The 18,382-nt window shown below is 40.4% G+C and carries 22 protein-coding genes; 17 read left to right on the forward strand and 5 right to left on the reverse strand.

All coding sequences use genetic code 11. The features are described from left to right. Positions 1-3 precede the first annotated feature (3 nt). On the reverse strand, positions 4-852 hold the full coding sequence (locus EHQ24_RS02800; protein WP_135600173.1) for a hypothetical protein: 849 nt from the start codon (positions 850-852) through the stop codon (positions 4-6). 34 nt (positions 853-886) lie between these two features. On the opposite strand from EHQ24_RS02800, the gene EHQ24_RS02805 reads away from it, so the two are divergent. From EHQ24_RS02805 to EHQ24_RS02825, 5 genes are all read left to right on the forward strand, one after another. Continuing rightward, complete coding sequence (locus tag EHQ24_RS02805; protein WP_135600174.1) at positions 887-1,651, forward strand: LOG family protein; 765 nt, start codon at positions 887-889, stop codon at positions 1,649-1,651. A gap of 18 nt (positions 1,652-1,669) precedes the next feature. Beyond that, complete coding sequence (gene rpmB / locus EHQ24_RS02810; protein ID WP_100742302.1) at positions 1,670-1,954, forward strand: 50S ribosomal protein L28; 285 nt, start codon at positions 1,670-1,672, stop codon at positions 1,952-1,954. 22 nt (positions 1,955-1,976) lie between these two features. Next, positions 1,977-2,618, forward strand: a complete 642-nt coding sequence (gene nth / locus EHQ24_RS02815; protein WP_135600175.1) for an endonuclease III — start codon at positions 1,977-1,979, stop codon at positions 2,616-2,618. 802 nt (positions 2,619-3,420) lie between these two features. Next, positions 3,421-4,332, forward strand: a complete 912-nt coding sequence (locus EHQ24_RS02820; protein ID WP_135600176.1) for a UbiA-like polyprenyltransferase — start codon at positions 3,421-3,423, stop codon at positions 4,330-4,332. Then, positions 4,329-4,925 carry a UbiX family flavin prenyltransferase gene (locus EHQ24_RS02825; protein WP_135600177.1) on the forward strand — a complete coding sequence of 199 codons (597 nt, stop codon included), beginning with the start codon at positions 4,329-4,331 and terminating at the stop codon, positions 4,923-4,925. The genes EHQ24_RS02820 and EHQ24_RS02825 overlap by 4 nt, the downstream gene beginning before the upstream one ends. Here EHQ24_RS02825 and EHQ24_RS02830 read toward each other — a convergent pair. Then, positions 4,909-5,322, reverse strand: coding sequence for an acyl-CoA thioesterase (locus EHQ24_RS02830; protein ID WP_002973064.1), 414 nt, complete (start codon positions 5,320-5,322; stop codon positions 4,909-4,911). The two genes, EHQ24_RS02825 and EHQ24_RS02830, sit on opposite strands and share 17 nt — an antisense overlap. A 66-nt stretch (positions 5,323-5,388) precedes the next feature. Between EHQ24_RS02830 and pyrB the strand changes: the two genes are divergently transcribed. The 12 genes from pyrB to EHQ24_RS02890 all read left to right on the forward strand — a co-directional run bounded on the left by pyrB (position 5,389) and on the right by EHQ24_RS02890 (position 14,756). After that, complete coding sequence (pyrB, locus tag EHQ24_RS02835; protein WP_135600178.1) at positions 5,389-6,321, forward strand: aspartate carbamoyltransferase; 933 nt, start codon at positions 5,389-5,391, stop codon at positions 6,319-6,321. Continuing rightward, positions 6,314-6,682 (forward strand): DUF2203 domain-containing protein, encoded by a 369-nt coding sequence (locus tag EHQ24_RS02840; protein ID WP_135600179.1) that lies wholly within the window; start codon positions 6,314-6,316, stop codon positions 6,680-6,682. Before pyrB ends, EHQ24_RS02840 begins: the two co-directional genes overlap by 8 nt. Then, positions 6,666-7,892 carry an LL-diaminopimelate aminotransferase gene (locus tag EHQ24_RS02845; RefSeq protein ID WP_135600180.1) on the forward strand — a complete coding sequence of 409 codons (1,227 nt, stop codon included), beginning with the start codon at positions 6,666-6,668 and terminating at the stop codon, positions 7,890-7,892. Before EHQ24_RS02840 ends, EHQ24_RS02845 begins: the two co-directional genes overlap by 17 nt. Positions 7,893-7,945: 53 nt before the next feature. Beyond that, positions 7,946-8,938 carry an adhesin OmpL37 family surface protein gene (locus tag EHQ24_RS02850; RefSeq protein ID WP_135600181.1) on the forward strand — a complete coding sequence of 331 codons (993 nt, stop codon included), beginning with the start codon at positions 7,946-7,948 and terminating at the stop codon, positions 8,936-8,938. A 1-nt stretch (position 8,939) separates the two neighbouring features. Continuing rightward, complete coding sequence (locus tag EHQ24_RS02855; RefSeq protein WP_135600182.1) at positions 8,940-9,578, forward strand: hypothetical protein; 639 nt, start codon at positions 8,940-8,942, stop codon at positions 9,576-9,578. Between the two features lie 46 nt (positions 9,579-9,624). Beyond that, positions 9,625-10,788, forward strand: coding sequence for a helix-turn-helix domain-containing protein (locus EHQ24_RS02860; RefSeq protein WP_135600183.1), 1,164 nt, complete (start codon positions 9,625-9,627; stop codon positions 10,786-10,788). Between the two features lie 142 nt (positions 10,789-10,930). After that, the gene (gene rho / locus EHQ24_RS02865; RefSeq protein ID WP_135587090.1) at positions 10,931-12,334 is read left to right on the forward strand and encodes a transcription termination factor Rho; all 1,404 of its coding nucleotides are present in this window, start codon (positions 10,931-10,933) and stop codon (positions 12,332-12,334) included. 10 nt (positions 12,335-12,344) lie between these two features. Then, positions 12,345-12,545 (forward strand): 50S ribosomal protein L31, encoded by a 201-nt coding sequence (rpmE, locus tag EHQ24_RS02870; protein ID WP_004787613.1) that lies wholly within the window; start codon positions 12,345-12,347, stop codon positions 12,543-12,545. Positions 12,546-12,592: 47 nt separating this feature from the next. After that, positions 12,593-13,387 carry a pentapeptide repeat-containing protein gene (locus EHQ24_RS02875; protein ID WP_135600184.1) on the forward strand — a complete coding sequence of 265 codons (795 nt, stop codon included), beginning with the start codon at positions 12,593-12,595 and terminating at the stop codon, positions 13,385-13,387. Beyond that, the gene (locus tag EHQ24_RS02880) at positions 13,384-13,572 is read left to right on the forward strand and encodes a hypothetical protein (RefSeq protein ID WP_135600185.1); all 189 of its coding nucleotides are present in this window, start codon (positions 13,384-13,386) and stop codon (positions 13,570-13,572) included. The genes EHQ24_RS02875 and EHQ24_RS02880 overlap by 4 nt, the downstream gene beginning before the upstream one ends. 117 nt (positions 13,573-13,689) lie before the next feature. Next, the gene (locus EHQ24_RS02885) at positions 13,690-13,986 is read left to right on the forward strand and encodes an STAS domain-containing protein (protein WP_244310278.1); all 297 of its coding nucleotides are present in this window, start codon (positions 13,690-13,692) and stop codon (positions 13,984-13,986) included. A 5-nt stretch (positions 13,987-13,991) separates the two neighbouring features. Next, positions 13,992-14,756, forward strand: a complete 765-nt coding sequence (locus tag EHQ24_RS02890) for an LA_1326/LA_4305 family lipoprotein (RefSeq protein WP_135600187.1) — start codon at positions 13,992-13,994, stop codon at positions 14,754-14,756. A gap of 38 nt (positions 14,757-14,794) precedes the next feature. On the opposite strand, the gene EHQ24_RS02895 is transcribed toward EHQ24_RS02890, so the two are convergent. The 3 genes from EHQ24_RS02895 to EHQ24_RS02905 are packed head-to-tail and all read right to left on the reverse strand — an operon-like array spanning position 14,795 to position 18,363. Beyond that, positions 14,795-16,465, reverse strand: coding sequence for a FapA family protein (locus EHQ24_RS02895; protein ID WP_135600188.1), 1,671 nt, complete (start codon positions 16,463-16,465; stop codon positions 14,795-14,797). Next, positions 16,466-17,533: a glycosyl transferase gene (locus EHQ24_RS02900; RefSeq protein ID WP_135600189.1), complete on the reverse strand. Its 1,068-nt coding sequence runs from the start codon at positions 17,531-17,533 to the stop codon at positions 16,466-16,468. It lies immediately after the preceding gene. Beyond that, positions 17,530-18,363 (reverse strand): TrmH family RNA methyltransferase, encoded by an 834-nt coding sequence (locus EHQ24_RS02905; protein ID WP_135600190.1) that lies wholly within the window; start codon positions 18,361-18,363, stop codon positions 17,530-17,532. The genes EHQ24_RS02900 and EHQ24_RS02905 overlap by 4 nt, the downstream gene beginning before the upstream one ends. Between the last annotated feature and the right edge of the window lie 19 nt (positions 18,364-18,382).

The raw sequence follows: 18,382 nt of genomic DNA on the forward strand, positions 1-18,382 counted from the left end.
TTATCATCTTAGATGATTCTGCGAAGAAGTGGAAACCTGGTAGACAGTCCTAAATTCTAATTCATTTCCTAATAGATTCAATTCCAGCCACTGGGATTGGATCTCTGGATGAATGATTTTCCAAATTTCATTTGGAATTTCCTTTCGAATCGACATTGGTAAAATAGGATTTAAACCAAAATAGGATAACAGATATTCGTCGTCTTTAGTTTCCAGTAAGTATCCAAGAAAACTATAATATGTTTTGCCAAAACTTTGGTCAGAATGTTTGTCTTTTGTTTTGATGTACATTTCTGCAAACTTAGGATAAGGCGCTTTAAATTCTTTTTTCGTAAACCTATAGGTGATTGTTTTTAAGTATCCTGTACGAAAGTAGAGTTTTTTTTCCCCATCAAAATGAAGTGGATGTGCATTTGGTAAAAGATCCGGAATGAAATCCAGTTCCATCCGAAGTTTTGTAAATCCTAAATTCAACCAAACAATTGTAATGGGTCTTTTCCAAAACTGAATCCAAAGTTCTTTGAAAGGTTTGGGTTTTTCTATAGGTTCTTTAAATAAAATATAATTCCGTAAAATATCCGTTAGTTTGCCTTTTTCTTTTTGGGAATATCTTTTAGGGAAAAAAAAGTAGATTAAGCCATCCCAAAATCTTAAAGGGAAAATCAGTTCAAAATCCACTTTTGATTTTCCGAGAGCTAAAGTTTCCGTTTTCCAACGAGTGACAACGGCTGGTCTGAGATTTTGGAACCTAGAATCCTCCCATTCGATGCAGAATTGTTTGAGTTCACCCTCTGTCATAGGGAGATGTTCTAAGGAAATAGAGACAAAAAGTGTTTTTGGGAATTTCCGCATTTTTTATTCCAATCGGTCGATCTTTGATAACAAGATGACTGATTTAGCATTTGAGAACCAAAATTTTTTATGGGGAAATGAAGCCGGTCCCGTTCGTATCCTTTCGGAATACCTGCACCCCAAATCAGAATTCCAAACTCATGGGATCACTGATACCATTGTTGTTTTTGGATCGGCTAGAATCCCGTCACCCGAATCACCTAAGTCCAATCCTCCCACAGCCCTCGAGAATCTAAGCAATTATTATGCGGAAGCCACAGCTTTTGCGAAACTAATCTCCGAATGGGCCGATTCTTTAAAATCAAAAAGGCCCGGCCGTAATCTGAATATTTGTACTGGTGGTGGGCCTGGGATTATGGAAGCGGGGAACCGGGGTGCCAGAGAAGCTGGGGCCAAGTCGGTGGCTCTGAATATCGTCCTTCCGCATGAACAACATGTGAATCCTTATGTGGATCCGGAGCTTGCTTTCGAGTTTCATTATTTTTTTATGAGAAAACTTTGGTTTATGAAGGCTTGCCGGGGGATGGTTGCCTTTCCTGGTGGGTTTGGAACCTTCGATGAATTATTTGAAACACTGACTCTTGTCCAAACGGGTAAAAAATCTAAAATCCCTATCCTTCTTTATGGAAAGGAATTTTGGACACAAGTGATCAATTTCAAAAAACTCGCCGAGATGCGCCTGATTTCGGAAGAAGATCTGGATTTATTCGGATTTGCAGACAGTCCTGAAGAAGCACTTCGATTCTTTCAGGAAAAGATTCGTTTCGAATTGACCCATTCCACGGGTACAAAAACATAGCGAAACAAGGTAATAATTATGGCTAGAACATGTGTAGTAACCGGAAAAGGAACGACGGCAGGGAACAACGTATCCCATTCTCATAAAAAGAACCGCCGTATCTGGAAGGTGAATGTGATCACAAAGAAAATCTTTTTGGAAGACGAGAACCGTTGGGTTCGCGTTAAGATTTCTACACGTGCTTTGCGAACTCTTCGTAAAAAAGGTTTGAAAGTGGCAATCAAAGACCACGGCGGCGATATCACTGCCATCACTCCTAAAAAATACGTAGGGATCACCCCAAAAGCACAACCAGCAGCTTAAATCTTTTAAGCGCTCTTTTGGATTGAAACAATCCAGAAAAACACCAAAAATCACCGAAGTCTACCGTCTCTTAGAGGCGGAGTTCGGTGCCGTAGAAACTCCCCTCACGTTTACAAAACCTTATGAATTGGCCATCGCTGTCATTTTAAGTGCACAGTGTACGGATGAACGTGTAAACCAAGTCACGCCGGAACTTTTTCGCACCTTTCCCACTTTAGAATCCTTTGCGAGTGCACCTCTCCCAGCCATAGAGAAAAAAATCTTCTCCACAGGATTTTATAAAAACAAAGCCAAAAGTATCCAAGGTTTTGCGCGAATGGTTCTTGATGAATTTGGTGGTGAAATTCCAAAAACAATGGAGGAGGCCATCAAACTTCCTGGGTTTGGAAGGAAAACTGCCAATGTGGTGCTTGCAGAAATTTATGGTGTGGTGGAAGGGTTTGTTGTGGATACCCATGTGAAACGACTCACCAAACGATTGGGTTTTACCAAAAAAACAGATCCCGTTCAGATTGAACGGGAAATGATGAAAATCACACCTAAGGAGATTTGCCGAAACCTATCTCTGTACCTAATATTTCTCGGTCGTAAGAATTGCCAAGCCCGCCGGACATTTTGTTCGACTTGTCCTCTTTCTTCCCTATGTCCTTCGTTTTCGGAGTAGGTTTCTCTAAACCTTCTTCGGTTTCTGATTCCTTTCTTTGTTTCCAAGAACGATTTCTGTCTGTTAAATTAATGGATTCTAATTTATAATCCAAACGAATTAAGTTTCGTTTGCGAAAGAATAAATTTAAAGTGCCAAGCCTACCGTAATCTTTCGGACATTCGATTTGATGGACATTGGACAAGTAACGAAACCTTGCTTGTGGTTTTCCTTCGACAAGGAGGAATAATGGAAGTTCTGGATGGTTTTGCCAAGGTAAGAGAGGGATTTTGGTTTCATCATCAGCATTCACATAAACAATCCAACCATCATAATCTTCAATATTTTTAACATCGATGAGTTCCTGAATGGAACCTAATCCGAGTTTTACGAGGCCATGGTTCAACTCTCTCGGTTTTCCAAGAGTGAATCCATCAAAGGGAAATTCGAGTGGTTTGTCTTTGGGAGTAAAAGGGTACAACATGTAACCTTTCCCACGTTTTAAATCCAAATCCATTTTTTCTCTTTCGACAAAACCTAGGAGGGCACTGAGTCCTCCGCGGCCTTCCTCATCCATTTTAGTGAAGAGTTCTTTGCCACAGTGGAAAAAAATCCGGAGGGGACGATCCTCAAGACTTGGATGAGAAAAAATTACAGTTGTGAGGAGAAAAATCCCGATTGTCACAGTGGATGCGGGGAATCGCCCAAGAAAGGAAAGACGGATATTCATAATTTGTGACCTTGGTTCTAAGAACGGAAGAAATCGAATCTGAATGAACCAAAAAACCTTCCGACTGTCTAAACTAAGGGCAGAAAGGATGCCATGAACTTCTTTAAAAACCTAATTCTCTACGCTAAAATGGTAAAATTTTCCCACACACTCTTCGCTCTCCCTTTTGCAGGGATTAGTTTCATCCTGGCCTACTTAGAATCCACTTTGGATACGGGGGATTTGCTCCGAATTGGAGCCCTTGTCCTTGTTTGTATGGTCACGGCCCGCAGTGCTGCCATGGGATTCAACCGGTATGTGGATTCAGAAATTGATGAAAAAAACCCACGCACTCAAAATAGAGAAATCCCTTCCGGAAAAATTTCCAAACTTTCCGCACTTCTGTTTATAGGCCTTTCTTCTTTTATTTTTATTTTTGCTAGTTTTTTTGTGAACAAACTAGCCTTCCTACTTTCTTTCCCGGCTCTTTTTGTTTTGTTTCTTTATTCGCTTACCAAAAGGTTTACTCTCTTTTGTCATTTGGTTTTGGGATTTGCCATCTCCCTCGCCCCACTCGGTGCTTGGATTGCCATCACAGAAACCGTGAGTTTGGTTCCCATTCTCTTTTCTTTAGGATTACTCTTTCATATTTCCGCCTTCGATGTGTTATATGCCATTCAAGATATGGATTTTGATGCCAAAGAAAATCTTCATAGCATTCCTTCACGTCTAGGTGAAACCAAATCAAGGATCATTGCACTTGTCCTTCATATTCTTTCCTTAGTATTTTTTGTTTTTGCAGGAATCAGCGCAGGGCTTGGGGTTATGTATTTCCTTATCCTTTCAGTGATTGGAATTTTGGTTTTGTATGAACATAAAATTTCTTATCAGTACAAATCCAAAGATTTACCGATGGTGTTTTACCAGATCAATTCTTGGATCAGTGTAGTTTTATTCCTTGCGATTCTTTTTGATAAATGGAACGAATTTTTACTGAAAGTTTCTTCTGGAATTAGTTTTCGATGAAACTAGTTGTGGGCCTTGCCGGTGCCAGTGGCAGTATTTATGCGGCAAGGTTTCTTCGCGCTCTCTATGAACTAGAAGGTGAAACTTATATTACGGCAAGCCCTGCGGCTTTACGTATCTTTTCAGAGGAATATGAAACAAAGGTGGAATCGGCAGAAGACATTTTATCTTTTGTCGAAACCAAGTGGAAAGTAAAATCCAAACACAAATTTCAAGTTCGTAATTTTTTTGATATAGGTTCAGACATTGCCAGTGGTTCGAATACATGGGATGGGATGGTTGTGATTCCTTGTAGTATGAAAACTGTGGCTTCCATGTCGGCAGGCCTTACGGAAAATCTAATTGAAAGGGCCGCTGATGTCAGTTTGAAAGAAAGAAGAAGGCTCATTGTGGTTCCGAGAGAAACTCCATACAACCGCATCCATCTTAAAAATCTTTTGGCTTTGGACGAAGCCGGAGCCATCATCCTTCCTGCTTCTCCCGGATTCTACCAAATGCCAAAAACACTAGATGACCTAGGAGATTTTATTGCCGGAAGGATTTTGAATCTCCTTGGGGTAAACCAAACACTTTTTCCTAAGTGGTTGGGGTAAAATTTCGAAAATAAGCTGTAGGTTTTCCATTCTCACCTAAACAAACGTAGGTGATGTCACTTTCAATCACTGCCGACATTTTTCCGGTTTGTGGGTTGTTGGTGATGGCCAAAGTTCGAGAAGTGACCGAGGATTTTCCGTATTTTACAATTTTTCCATAAATTTGGATGATGTCTCCCGCCCGAGCGGGGGAACGAAATACCACATTGTCCATACTCATGGTGACAATATTGGTATAACGAATTTTATTCATCACATACATTGCCATTCCCTCGTCGATCCAGGAGAGCATTTTTCCCCCAAAAAGATTGTTATGGTAGTTCAAATCGTCTGGTTGGACTAGGTGTTGGGTGACCAGTTCCATATCACGGAGTTTGTTCTGGATTGTATCGACCATAAATACCAAAAAATATGTTTTCGATTTATTCGATACCAAAAACCCTAGAGAAAAGATTTCCGAACTATGTACTCTTACTCCCACAAAAACATCTTAGACACCCTCCAATTTTCCAAAGAAGACCTAAATTTCTTAATCGAAAAAACAAACCGTATGAGTGTCCTCCATGAATCGGGGGAAGCGTTTGGAATTCTGAATGGAAAACTCCTTGCCTCTTTATTTTTTGAAGCAAGCACACGCACGCGAATGTCCTTCGAGGCGGCCATGGAAAGGTTAGGTGGAAGGTTGATTTCCACAGTAGGATTTCAATTTTCCTCCATTTCAAAGGGCGAAACTCTTTACGATACCATGAAGATGATTGAAGCCTATGTGGATATCGCTGTCATTCGTCACCCTGTAGAAGGTTCTTCTCGGATTGCCGCGGGTGCAGTCACCATTCCTGTGATCAATGCAGGAGATGGGGCAGGCCAACATCCTACCCAAGCACTTCTGGATTTATACACGATCTTTTCAGAAAAAGGAAAAATCGATGGCCTGAACATTGCCTTTATTGGGGATCTTAAGTATGGAAGGACCATCCATTCATTAATCAATCTCTTAAGACATTATCCTGTACATTTGTATCTGATTAGTCCCGAAGAATTGAAACTTCCTGAAAAATACAAAAAGAACTTAGAAGGTTTTCCCATGACTTGGGAAGAAACCACTGACATCAAAGCTTTTTGGGATGCGGATGTTGCCTACGTGACTAGAATCCAAGAAGAAAGATTTCCTGATCATAGAGAATACGAAAAGCTAAAAGATATTTATAAAGTGAATAAGGAACTGGTTCTTGCTTCCAAAAAGGACACAACCATCCTCCATCCACTCCCACGTGTGAATGAACTTTCCACTGATGTAGATGATTTACCGAATGCAGCTTACTTCCGTCAGGCGCAGTATGGCGTTGTGGTAAGAATGGTTTTACTTTGTCTCAGTCTCGGAGTGAATTTTGACTAAAAAGATTTGGACACTAGCGGAAGCCCGAGACGTCCTTCCTTTAGTGCGAGACATCACAAGAGAATATTATCTAAAAGCCAGTGTTCTTGCGGATGATGTTAGAAATAAACTTTTGCCGGAAAATGTTTTAGAAGCCAAAGAAGAAGAAATCGGTGAAATCGTAAAACATTGGACAAATGAAATATTGGCAATGCAGATCGATGTGAAAGGATTGTGGTTGGTTGATTTTGACCACGGCACTGGGTTCTACTGTTGGACCTGGGGCGAAGAAGATGTGTTATACGAACACGGTTATCATGAAGGATTTAGATCGAGAAAACTCATAGAGGAAAATAAAGAAGAAAATGACTCAGATAAATGAAAACTATTTAAAATTGAAAGCAGGATATCTATTTCCTGAAATCGGAAGAAGGGTAAAAGTTTATTCCGATGCCAACCAAAGTGCTAAAATCATCCGACTCGGAATAGGTGATGTGACTTTACCACTCGCTCCAACGATTGTAAATGCAATGGTTGATGCAGCTAAGGAGATGGGAAGTGCTGGCGGATTTCATGGTTATGGCCCAGAACAAGGATACTCCTTTCTCATCCAAAAAATCATTGCTCATGATTATACGGCTCGTGGTGTCCAAATCGCAGAAGATGAAGTATTTGTTTCTGATGGATCTAAATGTGACTGCGGTAACATCCAAGAGATTTTTTCTTTAGATAGTAAAATTGCCGTGGTGGATCCCGTGTATCCGGTGTATGTAGATACAAACGTGATGGCAGGTCGCACAGGAGAAGTGGGAACAGACGGAAGATATGCGAATATCATTTATATGCCAGCCACAGAAGAAAATAATTTTGAACCAGACTTTCCAAAAGAAAAACCAGATATCATTTACCTTTGTTATCCGAATAACCCAACGGGAATGGTGGCAACGAAGGCACGCCTTACGGAATGGGTGAACTTTGCAAAAAAAATCGGAAGTATCATCCTTTATGATTCTGCTTACGAATCTTTCATCCAAGATCCAGAAATTCCAAAATCCATTTATGAAATTCCTGGTGCTAAAGAAGTGGCTATGGAATTTAGATCCTTTTCCAAAACAGCTGGATTTACAGGAACTCGTTGTGCCTACCTTGTGATTCCGAAAGATCTAAAAGGAAAAACAAAAGCGGGCGAAGAAATTAGTTTCAATTCTCTTTGGAACCGTCGCCACACAACCAAGTTCAATGGAGTGTCTTACGTGACACAAAAAGGAGCTGAGGCAGTTTTCTCAGCACAGGGCCAAGTGGAGATCAAAGAACAAATTTCCTACTATATGCAAAATGCAAAACTCATTCGCGAAGGTTTGGCAACTGCTGGATACACTGTTTTTGGCGGAACAAACGCTCCTTACATTTGGTTAAAAACTCCGAGAGGACTGAAATCCTGGGAATTTTTTGACGAACTTTTGGGGAAAGCACAAGTGGTGGGAACTCCCGGATCGGGATTTGGGCCTGCCGGAGAGGGATATTTCCGACTTTCTGCCTTTGGAAAGCGGGAAGATGTGATTTCTGCGATAGAACGAATCCAAAAAATGTAAAATTTAGTCCTGGTTTTTCCCGTAGCTCCGATATATAAAAACAAGGTAGAGCTATGGGAAAATGGAAAATCATCCTCTTTTTTGCAATGGTTGTGAGTCATATATCACATATCAGTGCAGTATCACCAGAACAGACGAATCTGGGGATTTTAATCTTTGAAAACAAAGAAAACTTAAATTTTATCAATGTTGCTCTGAGCAATTTGGCTCCTTCGCAAGAAGAAACACAAAGTTCTGCGCAGCCAGGGGCTGAAACTCCCGCAGCGGATCCTTCCAAAAAGAATTTGGATTTTGATTATTTCAAACTTCTAAAAGCAGCCAACCAATCTGACTTTAGTGGAAACATGTGGTATCTGCAAAGTAACTATGTGTATGGATTTCGCCAACTCCGCCAAGCCCAAGGGGAACTAAAAAATATTTTTGAAATCGTACTTCAAAAATATATCGAAGATGCAAGAGCACTCCTCGAAGCCGCAGCTCCTACCATCATTCGTTCCAATGACAATAACGCCAAAGCGTTGTTACGTCTTGGTTTTCGTGACCTTCGTTCTTCGGAAGACCTTTATACAACAGGTCTTAATTCCAGCCCACACCAATACCGATACAAACTCACTCTTTATAAAGAAGGGATTCTGACTCTACGTCGTGCCAAACGTTTTGCTATACTCGCGATGATTTATAGTAAAACTCCAGACGAAGACAAACCAGAATACCAATACCGTTCCAACGAAGATTTAAAAGAAGCTCGTAACGAAGAAAAACAACGTAATTACGAAAAGGTGAGAGATACCATCATCAACTTCGTAGAAAATAAACGTATGGAAAGAACTGTTGTGCCGCCAGGCAATCCAGACGCAAAACCTTTGGATCTTTTAGAGCAACACGATGACAACTATGGTTTCATTACTTCTAAAAAGTTAGATTTACTTTTGGAAGCCAATGCTCAAATCAAAGAGACAGAAGGTGCAAGACGTGAGTCCGTTCCTCCTACTCCTAAGTTTGATGAAAACGGAAAAGCCATCTACCCAGAAGAAAAGAAAAAATAATATGAAGTGGATTGTTAGTGTTATCATCTTGAGTTTTAGTTTGGCACTTGTGGCAAAAACCACAATGTCCTATCGAGAACGTAAAAAACAATTAGATGGAAAAATAACACTAGTCCTCGACATCAAAGAACAACTGAAGTTGGAACCGGAAACGGGAAAAACTTCAGTTGAATCCATTCGTACCCAAGTAGAAGAAACTTACCGCGCAGGCAACCGAGTGGAAATTGAAAAAACTCTTTCTGTTGCCGAAGGGGATCTTCTTGTCACACAACGAAAACTTTGTTTTCCTATGGAAGAATCAGCAAATGGGCTCTACCAAAAAGCCATGGGACAATGGATCCTTCTAGAAGGGGAAGATAAAGCCGGCACTCGCACATTGGAGTGGGATACAAAGGAAAAAATCCAAAGATATCTTGTGATGGCAAAAAGTGAAAAAGACCATGCAAAAGAATACTTTTTGTCTGGGAACTACCAACTATCACTCCATACATACAAACGTTCGCTAGTTTACAGTCTTATGTCTTTACGATCGCAAAAAGCAGAGATCCCTGAAGAATACCAAACTGCTGACAATGTTTGGGTGCAACCCATTTGGATGAGCCTCCACAAACAAAAGCAAACCGCGATTCAAGAAAACTAAAAATTTCGATTTTCACTGATACTAAATTCCAAAAAATGACTGCTTAGTGAAGTTTGAATCGCTGTATCGTCATTTTTTGCTGACAAAGGCTACCCATCTTCCCGTCATTTCGGAAGAGGGTGAGTTACTCGGTTTACTATCCAAAGACCGTGTCCATCGCGAACTGTCTGATTTGGGAAAAGAAAGAGAAAACCTAGACCAAATTCCTTTTGAAATTTTAGAAACAGAACTTCACGAAAATCTTTTACTCTATTTTAAAGAATCCACACAAATCCCTGTCATTGGTTTGGACGGCGAAAAAAAAGACAATTGGGACAAACCTAGGTTTCTTGCAGCCTTCACACGTCTCGATTCTTCTCATTCACGTGATCCCAAACTGGAAGACATCGAATCCAAGTTAGAAAAGAAAAAAGAAAATGCGGACTCAGTGCAGTGGTTTATGGAACTCATCCTTTCCCATTTTCCAGATGGGCTTCTCGCAACAGATGTAAATGGTTCTACAATCTTTTATAACGAAAATTTTGAAAATCATATTCTCACAAAACCTTTGTTTCGCGATTCGCTTCAGTTTGCGGAAAAATACCTTCATAATTTAAATCGAGAAGTTCTCGCAACTTACTTAAAAGATCATGATTTGAGTTTGGGTAAGGATGCAGATACGAGTGTCCTATATACCAACATCACTGAGATAAAAGTCACTCTTCGTATTGTAACCTTAAAGAAAGAAAAAAAAGTTTTTGGGTTTTTATACCACTTTTCTCCGTCATCATTTTCCCATCCTTCGGGAGAAGGAGATTTGGAATTCCCAAATTTAGGGGATGCTTTCCGTTCGAAACTACCTTTAGAATCGGTATTGGAAGAAATGGAAGCGCATTACATCCATAAGTCGCTAAAAAGAAATTCCAACAATATCTCTCATACGGCAACGGAACTGGGTGTTCCAAGAACAACCTTACAAAACAGAATTCGGTTTTTAAAACTTTCAGAACGTTTTCAAAATGAAGGCAAAGTAAAGTCTGTAATTCCTAGAAAACGTTCGGAAAAACCGGAAGAAAAACCCAAAAAAGTCACAGAAAAGAAGAATCCACTGCCGGTGAAAAAGGCTAAAACCATTCAGAAACCAGTGAAATCTTCAAAACCAGTGCCAAAAGGGAAGAAACAGAGCCCAAAACCAAGGCAAGCAGGGAAAAAGTCGAAAAAAAGACGTTGACGAAAACACTCGGAAAAACAATTTTTTCATTACCGTTTGAGAAAACACCTCCGCACTTCGCTGTTTCCCTTGCATACATAACTTGCACAAATGGTTTCCCGATTTTAATCAAATACTCTAACAACTCAATGTAGAACAATCTATGGCATCACGCAAACAAGAAGAAATCCAAGTTAATCCTCCCGAAGAACCAACTGAATATACCAACGGCATCATGGACCAAGAAGATGGTTCCGAACCCCCAAAACAGTTTAAGAAAAAAAAGAACCGTTATGAAGGCCCCGTTCCTCCTCCACTCGACTTAGTCGAACTAAAGAAAAAAAACATCAACGAACTGGCTGACCTTGCGAAGGGTTTAGGGGTGGAAAACACTCATGGTTTGAAAAAACAAAACTTGATGTTCGCTCTCCTCCAAGCACAAACCGAAAAAGACGGACAAGTGCATGCAGCAGGGGTGATGGAAAGACTTCCTGACGGATACGGTTTCCTTCGTTCACCTGACTACAATTATGTGCCAGGTCCAGATGATATTTATGTTTCTCCTTCTCAAATCAAATTGTTCGGTCTTCGTACGGGAGATACTGTAACCGGGCTCATCAGACCACCTAAAGAAGCAGAAAGATTTTTTGCTATGTTACGTGTGGAATCCATCAACGGTTTCCCGGTGGAAGTGGCACAAAAAAGAAATTTATTTGATAACCTAACACCTCTTTACCCAGACGAAAGAATCAATATGGAGTTCGATCCAAGTCATTTGGATACAAGGGTCATTGATCTTATGTGTCCGATTGGAAAGGGCCAAAGGGCTCTGATTGTGGCTCCTCCAAGAACAGGTAAAACAGTTCTTATGCAATCCATTGCCAATGCGATTACCAGAAACCACCCAGAAATTTTTCTCATCGTGTTACTCATTGATGAACGTCCGGAAGAGGTAACTGATATGGCTCGTCATGTGAAGGGTGAGGTTGTGAGTTCTACATTTGATGAACCAGCACAACGCCACGTCCAAGTAGCAGAGATGGTCATCGAAAAAGCAAAACGACTTGTGGAACACGGAAAGGATGTGGTCATCCTTCTTGACTCCATCACAAGGCTTGCCCGTGCTTATAACCAAGTGGTTCCTACTTCTGGAAAAATCCTTTCCGGTGGTGTGGATTCCAATGCCCTCCACAAACCAAAACGTTTCTTTGGAGCGGCAAGAAATATCGAAGAGGGTGGGTCACTCACCATCATCGCCACTGCTCTCATTGACACTGGTTCCCGAATGGACGAGGTGATATTTGAGGAATTTAAGGGAACGGGAAATATGGAAATCCATTTGGACAGAAAACTCGCTGACAAACGAATTTTCCCGGCCATCGACATCAACCGCTCCGGGACAAGAAAAGAGGAACTTCTGCTACCGCAAGATACCCTCACTCGTGTCTTTATCCTCCGAAAAGTACTTTCTCCCATGAGTATCACCGAAAGTATGGAACTATTGATCGAAAAGATGCGTGGCGCAAAGACGAACGACCAGTTCCTCGCCAGCATGAATACAAATTAGAAGGGCCACCATGAAAACTGACATACATCCAAAATACGTTTCTGCAAAAATCAAATGCGCTTGTGGTACTGTGATCGAAACTAGATCCACTGCCGGGGATATCAGTGTGGAAATTTGTTCCAACTGCCACCCCTTCTTTACTGGAAAATCCAAACTAGTGGATACAACCGGTCGAGTAGACAAGTTCAAGAAAAAATACAAAATGAAGTAAGAGGTTACGGCCTCATATCCGTCTAAGTTATAACGGGGGAACAACTCATGGCAGTAATGGACTTTGCTCGCTACAAAGAAATCAACGACCAAAGGATGAATTACCGTGAGATGGAAGACGCAACAGTTGTCTCCTATTACCGCAACACTGGTTGCGGAGACGGATATCGCATTTATTTAAAGTTAAACGAAGACTCTGTTGTGGAAGACGCAAGTTACACCACAACGGGTTGTGGATTTGGAATTGTCGCTCTTGCTATGGCCACTGAATATGCAAAAGGCAAATCTCTAAACGATTTAAGAAACCTCACTCCTGAAACCTTAGAAACACTTTTCGAATTTCCAGAGAGAAGAAAAAACTACCCGGCATCTGCTGTTGCTGCTCTCAAAAAAGCAGTGGAAGATTATGAGTCTGGGCAAGGTGTTCCGAAAGAAAACCGAATCACCAAAGCACAAACAATGGAACTCCTCCACAACCAAGGCCACCTTAGAGAAGCAAAGTTATCTAGTGTTATGTTGGAAAAGGAAAAATTGGATGGAGTGGATTTTTCAGGTGCTGACCTGCACAATGCTTTCCTTCAAAATTCCAGTTTTGTCGGTGCCAATTTCCAAGGTGCCAACTTAAAGGCCTCCTTTTTTAACGGAGCCGATTTAAGAAACGCAAACTTCCGTGGTGCTGACCTCCGATTTGCGAAACTTGCATCTGCCAAAATCGAAGGTGCTGATTTTACCGACGCCATTTATGATATTGGAACTCGAGTGGACCACAGCCAAATGTACATCTTCGATGTGATGAAAAAAGCCGGCAAAGACCTTTATTTGAAAAAAGAGGATGGGGAATGAAGCCAGGCGACAAGGCAAAACTCACCAAACAAACGTTCCTTCACCAAGGTATTTTTATTTTTACTGGTTCGACAGTGGAAATCAAAGAAGTCGGATCCGAAAAAGCCATAGTCGTTTATAATGATAAAGAAGGATACCCGCACGATTTAGAGATGAATCTGACGGATTTGGCTCCGCTTTCTTAAACCCGATTTTCTTGACACAAATCCAGAGAATCGTAACGTATTGTTAATCCAACTATGTTGATTCTAAGCCACCGTCAGGAAAACCACCTGCTTCTATCGATCCAAAGAGATGTCCTGATGGAAAACTCACGTGAATTTTACCAAGAATTCGAGAGGGCAATCGATAGTCAGAATTTCGGAAAGTTGACAATGGATTTTCATTCTGTGAAGTTTTTGGACTCCAGCGGAATTGGAGCCGTCATCAAAGCTTCCTCTGCCCTACACAACCGCGGGGTCGAAATCTTTGTCACTAATCTGAATAAAAATCTAAACTCCGTATTTCGTCTATCCGGGCTCAACCATATCCTTTCCATTTTAACTTTAGATGAATACCTTTCTAAATTTCCAGAGTTTCAAAAAACTCTAGAGGCATAAGCGTAATGAAACTCGTTAGACTTCTTTCTTTTCTTATTTTATCCATCACTTTAAACTCATGTGCCACTGGTGTTAAGTCCAGGGCTTTGTTATTCCGTAGCAACGAGTTTGCGATTTACACAGTAAACCGCGACAAAATCAATTTGAAGGCAGAATCTTCAGTTCCCAAAACTTTTGCCCATCCTGTGGAAATCACAGAGGACAAGGTTTTAGATTTACTTGGTAACATTCGTTTTCGGGAAGAAAGTTCTTATGGCGATGTAAACCAATACATATTTGAAGAAAAGGAAATCAAAGAATTTGCACTTGATCTTGTGGATGGATTACAAAAACTAAAATCAGACCAACTACTGCTTGTTATCTCTAAATACAATCCTGTTCGTTCTGTGGTTTCCCATTATGCAAGGACTGGATTTTATATTTGGTCTTCGGAAACTTCTATTGAGATTTTGTTTGGTGAACTTCAAAAAGAAGTCACTTATGATGAACAAGGGAATTATTATGACTGGTCCAATATTCCAGACATTCCTTTTGAACATTTTCCGCAGTCTACTTACATCCTCCAAGGCCCAGGTTTTTCTTTTAAAAAGGTTTCTGGATTTCGTAATAAACACTGGTTAGTTTTTGATAAAACTGATTTGGCAAAGTTGAAATTTGAAAAACGAAAAAAAACAATCGTTCCTGAAGTCACCAATTCCGTAGATGCTGATCTCAAACCCGAAAAAAGAATTTCTCGTGATGAAGAAGAAGGGATTATCAACGGAGATTGATTGTTTAACCAATCTTTGTTAAATAAGATTCGTTTTATTTAGTCTTCTTTTCTAATGACGGTTCTTTCTGTTTGAATGCTTCCGTCGGTTCCTAAATAAAAACGGGATTTTCCTACAAGGGAATTGATTCCCATACGATAGTTTTTCCCTGCTCCAAAACTAAGATCCACACCAGGGAATACTTCCCTTTCTACATCCACAAAGGCATCAGGGTTTGGTTCATAGGAACCAAGGGCAGTTTCAAACTGTTTGGATTCAGTTTCTAATACTTTGGTAAACTTTTCGTTTGCCTCTTTGAGTTTGGCTATGGTTTCTTTTTCTTCCGAAGTCAGTTCTTTTTTTTGGCTTTTTTCAACAAGTTTTGTGAGTGTTAGTTGGACTTTGTGAAGAGTGATTTCTTTTTCCGCGATATCTTTTTTCATGCGGTTGAGTTCATCAAGTAACTCCGGTGGGGTTCCTATCGCAACCTTGGTTTTGGTTTCCACCACAGCACCCAGTTTGGCACAAGTGAGTGAGTTTCCTGCAATCAAAGTTCCACCGATCACCTCACCTCGTCCACCCATCACACGGATAAAATCTTTGGCAGAGATTTCGGAATGCATGACTGCTTCTTCTACAAAGATACTTCCTTGGGCTGTGAGTTTTCCTTGTTCCACAAATTTGGCGTAGATATTTCCTTCGGATTCAATATAACCTTCCCCGCGACCCATAAACCCACCGGATAAAACAATGTCACCTTTGGCTTTCAGAAAGGCTTTGCCTACAGAATTACGAATGATGATACTTCCGTTTGTGGTTAATGAAAATCCATCCCCAATTTTTTCTTCCACGATAATGGTTCCCGGAAAATCGATATTCCCTGTGGAATAATCGACTGCTTCTAATTGGATCACTTCATCCACTTTGATTTCCCAGGATGCAGATAAAACAGGACGACCTGCAATTTTAGCGTACAGTTTGTCATCTTTTAGTTCTACGTTTGGCCCAAGATGCCAATCCACTGATTTTTCTTCTTGGTAGGGGATGATGGTTCCATTTACAGTTTTTCCAAATTCACCCTTTTTGGGAGGAATTCTTTCCGCGATGAGATCTCCCGGTTTTACAGATTGGATGACACCAATGTTTTTATAGTCAATTCGGCCATGTTCATCTTCTTCCAACTGAGGTTTGTTGTCGGAACGAAAGTAGATTTTGATTTGTCCATCTTTACCGGGAACGGGTGGGTAACCTTTGGCAATCGTATAAGGAACAAAAAAATCTGGGTTTTTGATTTGGTTTTGAATGACAACATCAATGATCCCAACGGAAATTCCCACCGAAGCAATTTGTTCACGTAACTGGTATTCGGTGAGGAGGTCTCCTCCATGTTTGGGTGGATGGAGAACCATTTTCGCTTCCATATAATCTTCGGAGATGGTGATGTCTGCGTAAGAACTGATGGGATCACCCTTTGACCAAGTTCCAATTTCCACTGGTTTGTTTTCAGCTAATACAACGGCTTTTTTGATTTGTTCCTGGTTGTAACCTTCGACTCCAAAAAGTTGCACCCGTGCGAGCACATCCTTGTAATCGACTTTTTTACCTTTGGCACCCGGTTTTGATATTTTTAAAACTGCTTTGCCTCCAGAGTTTTCGATTTGGAAATATCCATTTTCGGAGGCTTCTAAATCTTGGAGGATACGATCGGTATATGAGTCTGGGCCTGGCATTTAATTGTATTCTAATAAGTGAGAAACGACATCTTCCTCTCCATCGGTTTTTAATTCTAACTTCGGAGTCATCGAGTCGATTGTATTAATTAGAGTCAGCACTTCTTCAAATTGACAAGAAATTATTCGGGATAGGTCAATATAAGCGGAACGAAAGTATAAATCGAGTGCATTTACCAAATGGAAGTATTCGCTAAAATCCCCACGATCTGTATAAAGAATAGGAGTTTTGGCATAATAACATTCCGCAAGAATTCCATATCCAGGTTTTGTACAAACATAATCAGCTGCTGCCACCAAGTCAGGATAATGGGAGACTTCGGGGACTAAAATTCCTTCACTCTGGATTCCGGGAACACCGTATGCCATAAGTTGGATGGACTTAGGAAGATTTTCTGTTTGTAGTTTGGTTCCCTCTAATCCATAAGCTCCAAAGGATAAAAGGATGTAAGTGGTATCATCCTTCATTCCAAAATTTTGTCTGGCCTTTTCTTTGGAGAGGGTTGGTTTTCTTCCCACAAGACCAATGTTAGTTTGTTCAAGGAAAGGAGGCATCGGACAAAAAAAAGGTAATACCAATGCTTCCGTTGCAAATCCATATTCCACTTGAAGTTGTTCGCTGAGAGTTCCAAAGTAAGAATCGTCTTTCGCGTAATTTTGGTAGATAAAATCCCAAGTAAAATTTCCAATAAATACACTGGGAATTCCTGTTTCTAGAGCTATGGTAATGGGAAACGAAGAACTATCTGTAAGGATCAAACTTATTTTGTTTTTTTTGCAGTATTCTGTTTCTTCTTTTAGAAGTTTTGATTTGTTTTTTTCGAAGTCGATGAGTTCTTCTTTTGTGGTTTGTAAATCAATGGAGAGTGAGTTTTTTTGCGAAACACCTACATCCAGTTTTAAATTTTTTGTGATGAGTTTTGGATGGGTAAACTCTAAAAATGAAATTCTTGGACTGACTAAGTGAATTTCTTCAATGAAATCCTCTTTTAGTAGGCGCCTTATGATATTTCCAGAGCGACTGATATGGCCAAAACCGTGACCTGAAATATAAAAATATAATTTCATTTCTTTCTTTGTCTAATGGATTCATATAATACAATTCCACAGGACATGGCAAGGTTTAATGAATCGGCTTCTCCAAGCATGGGTAAATGAAGGGTGTCATCAGAAAGTTGTTTGGCATCATCACTTAGTCCATATTGTTCACTTCCAAAAAGAAATACGGACTTTTCTTTCATATTGATCGAAGTATAAAGAGTTTTTCCTTCTGGAGTGACCGCATAACGTTTGTACCCTTTGGATTTGAACTTTTTTAGAACTTCCTGTAAATCTCCAATATAAACGGGTAAAGTAAAAATAGTTCCCGTACTTGCTCGCACTACATTTGGATTAAAAAGATCAATTCTTGGATCGGTGACAATCACAAGGCCAACACCTGCACCTTCTGCTGTTCGTAGGATGGTTCCGAGGTTTCCCGGTTTTTCCACTCCTTCGATGATGAGGATGGGATTGGTATCAATCGATTTGATTTTTTCCCAAGGGACATGGGCATCGGGAGTTTCTGCCACAGCGATGAGGCCGTCTGGCCGATCCCTGTAAGAAATTTTTTCAAAAATTTTACGGGGAAGTTCAAAGATAGGACATTGGATTGAGTTTATGAGGGCCTCTTCATTTTCTCCTAAAAAACATTCTGGGGAAATGAAGAGACTTGTGATATTTACCGGTAAACATGGAATAGGTGAGGTTGGATTGCTTGTGATTGCTTTTTTGATTTCACGATACCCTTCAATGAAAAACTTTTTTTCTTCATCGCGATTTCGTTTTTCTTTGAGTCCCGCAACCCACTTGACCTTGGGATTGGAAAAACTGGTGATGTATTGTCTTTTATTTGGCATATAACAGGATTGGAAACTT

The sequence above is a fragment of the Leptospira noumeaensis genome, assembly GCF_004770765.1.
GTDB lineage: Bacteria > Spirochaetota > Leptospiria > Leptospirales > Leptospiraceae > Leptospira_A > Leptospira_A noumeaensis.

Excerpts from the sequence above, each read along its gene's own strand:
- pyrB (WP_135600178.1), top strand. The coding sequence starts at position 5,389 with ATGTACTCTTACTCCCACAAAAACATCTTAGACACCCTCCAATTTTCC.
- EHQ24_RS02825 (WP_135600177.1), top strand. The coding sequence starts at position 4,329 with ATGAAACTAGTTGTGGGCCTTGCCGGTGCCAGTGGCAGTATTTATGCG.
- EHQ24_RS02890 (WP_135600187.1), top strand. The coding sequence starts at position 13,992 with ATGAAACTCGTTAGACTTCTTTCTTTTCTTATTTTATCCATCACTTTA.
- EHQ24_RS02820 (WP_135600176.1), top strand. The coding sequence starts at position 3,421 with ATGAACTTCTTTAAAAACCTAATTCTCTACGCTAAAATGGTAAAATTT.
- EHQ24_RS02830 (WP_002973064.1), bottom strand. The coding sequence starts at position 5,322 with ATGGTCGATACAATCCAGAACAAACTCCGTGATATGGAACTGGTCACC.
- EHQ24_RS02900 (WP_135600189.1), bottom strand. The coding sequence starts at position 17,533 with ATGAAATTATATTTTTATATTTCAGGTCACGGTTTTGGCCATATCAGT.
- EHQ24_RS02855 (WP_135600182.1), top strand. The coding sequence starts at position 8,940 with ATGAAGTGGATTGTTAGTGTTATCATCTTGAGTTTTAGTTTGGCACTT.
- rpmE (WP_004787613.1), top strand. The coding sequence starts at position 12,345 with ATGAAAACTGACATACATCCAAAATACGTTTCTGCAAAAATCAAATGC.
- rho (WP_135587090.1), top strand. The coding sequence starts at position 10,931 with ATGGCATCACGCAAACAAGAAGAAATCCAAGTTAATCCTCCCGAAGAA.
- EHQ24_RS02905 (WP_135600190.1), bottom strand. The coding sequence starts at position 18,363 with ATGCCAAATAAAAGACAATACATCACCAGTTTTTCCAATCCCAAGGTC.
- EHQ24_RS02845 (WP_135600180.1), top strand. The coding sequence starts at position 6,666 with ATGACTCAGATAAATGAAAACTATTTAAAATTGAAAGCAGGATATCTA.
- rpmB (WP_100742302.1), top strand. The coding sequence starts at position 1,670 with ATGGCTAGAACATGTGTAGTAACCGGAAAAGGAACGACGGCAGGGAAC.
- EHQ24_RS02875 (WP_135600184.1), top strand. The coding sequence starts at position 12,593 with ATGGCAGTAATGGACTTTGCTCGCTACAAAGAAATCAACGACCAAAGG.
- EHQ24_RS02895 (WP_135600188.1), bottom strand. The coding sequence starts at position 16,465 with ATGCCAGGCCCAGACTCATATACCGATCGTATCCTCCAAGATTTAGAA.
- EHQ24_RS02880 (WP_135600185.1), top strand. The coding sequence starts at position 13,384 with ATGAAGCCAGGCGACAAGGCAAAACTCACCAAACAAACGTTCCTTCAC.
- EHQ24_RS02805 (WP_135600174.1), top strand. The coding sequence starts at position 887 with ATGACTGATTTAGCATTTGAGAACCAAAATTTTTTATGGGGAAATGAA.
- EHQ24_RS02800 (WP_135600173.1), bottom strand. The coding sequence starts at position 852 with ATGCGGAAATTCCCAAAAACACTTTTTGTCTCTATTTCCTTAGAACAT.
- EHQ24_RS02885 (WP_244310278.1), top strand. The coding sequence starts at position 13,690 with ATGGAAAACTCACGTGAATTTTACCAAGAATTCGAGAGGGCAATCGAT.
- EHQ24_RS02850 (WP_135600181.1), top strand. The coding sequence starts at position 7,946 with ATGGGAAAATGGAAAATCATCCTCTTTTTTGCAATGGTTGTGAGTCAT.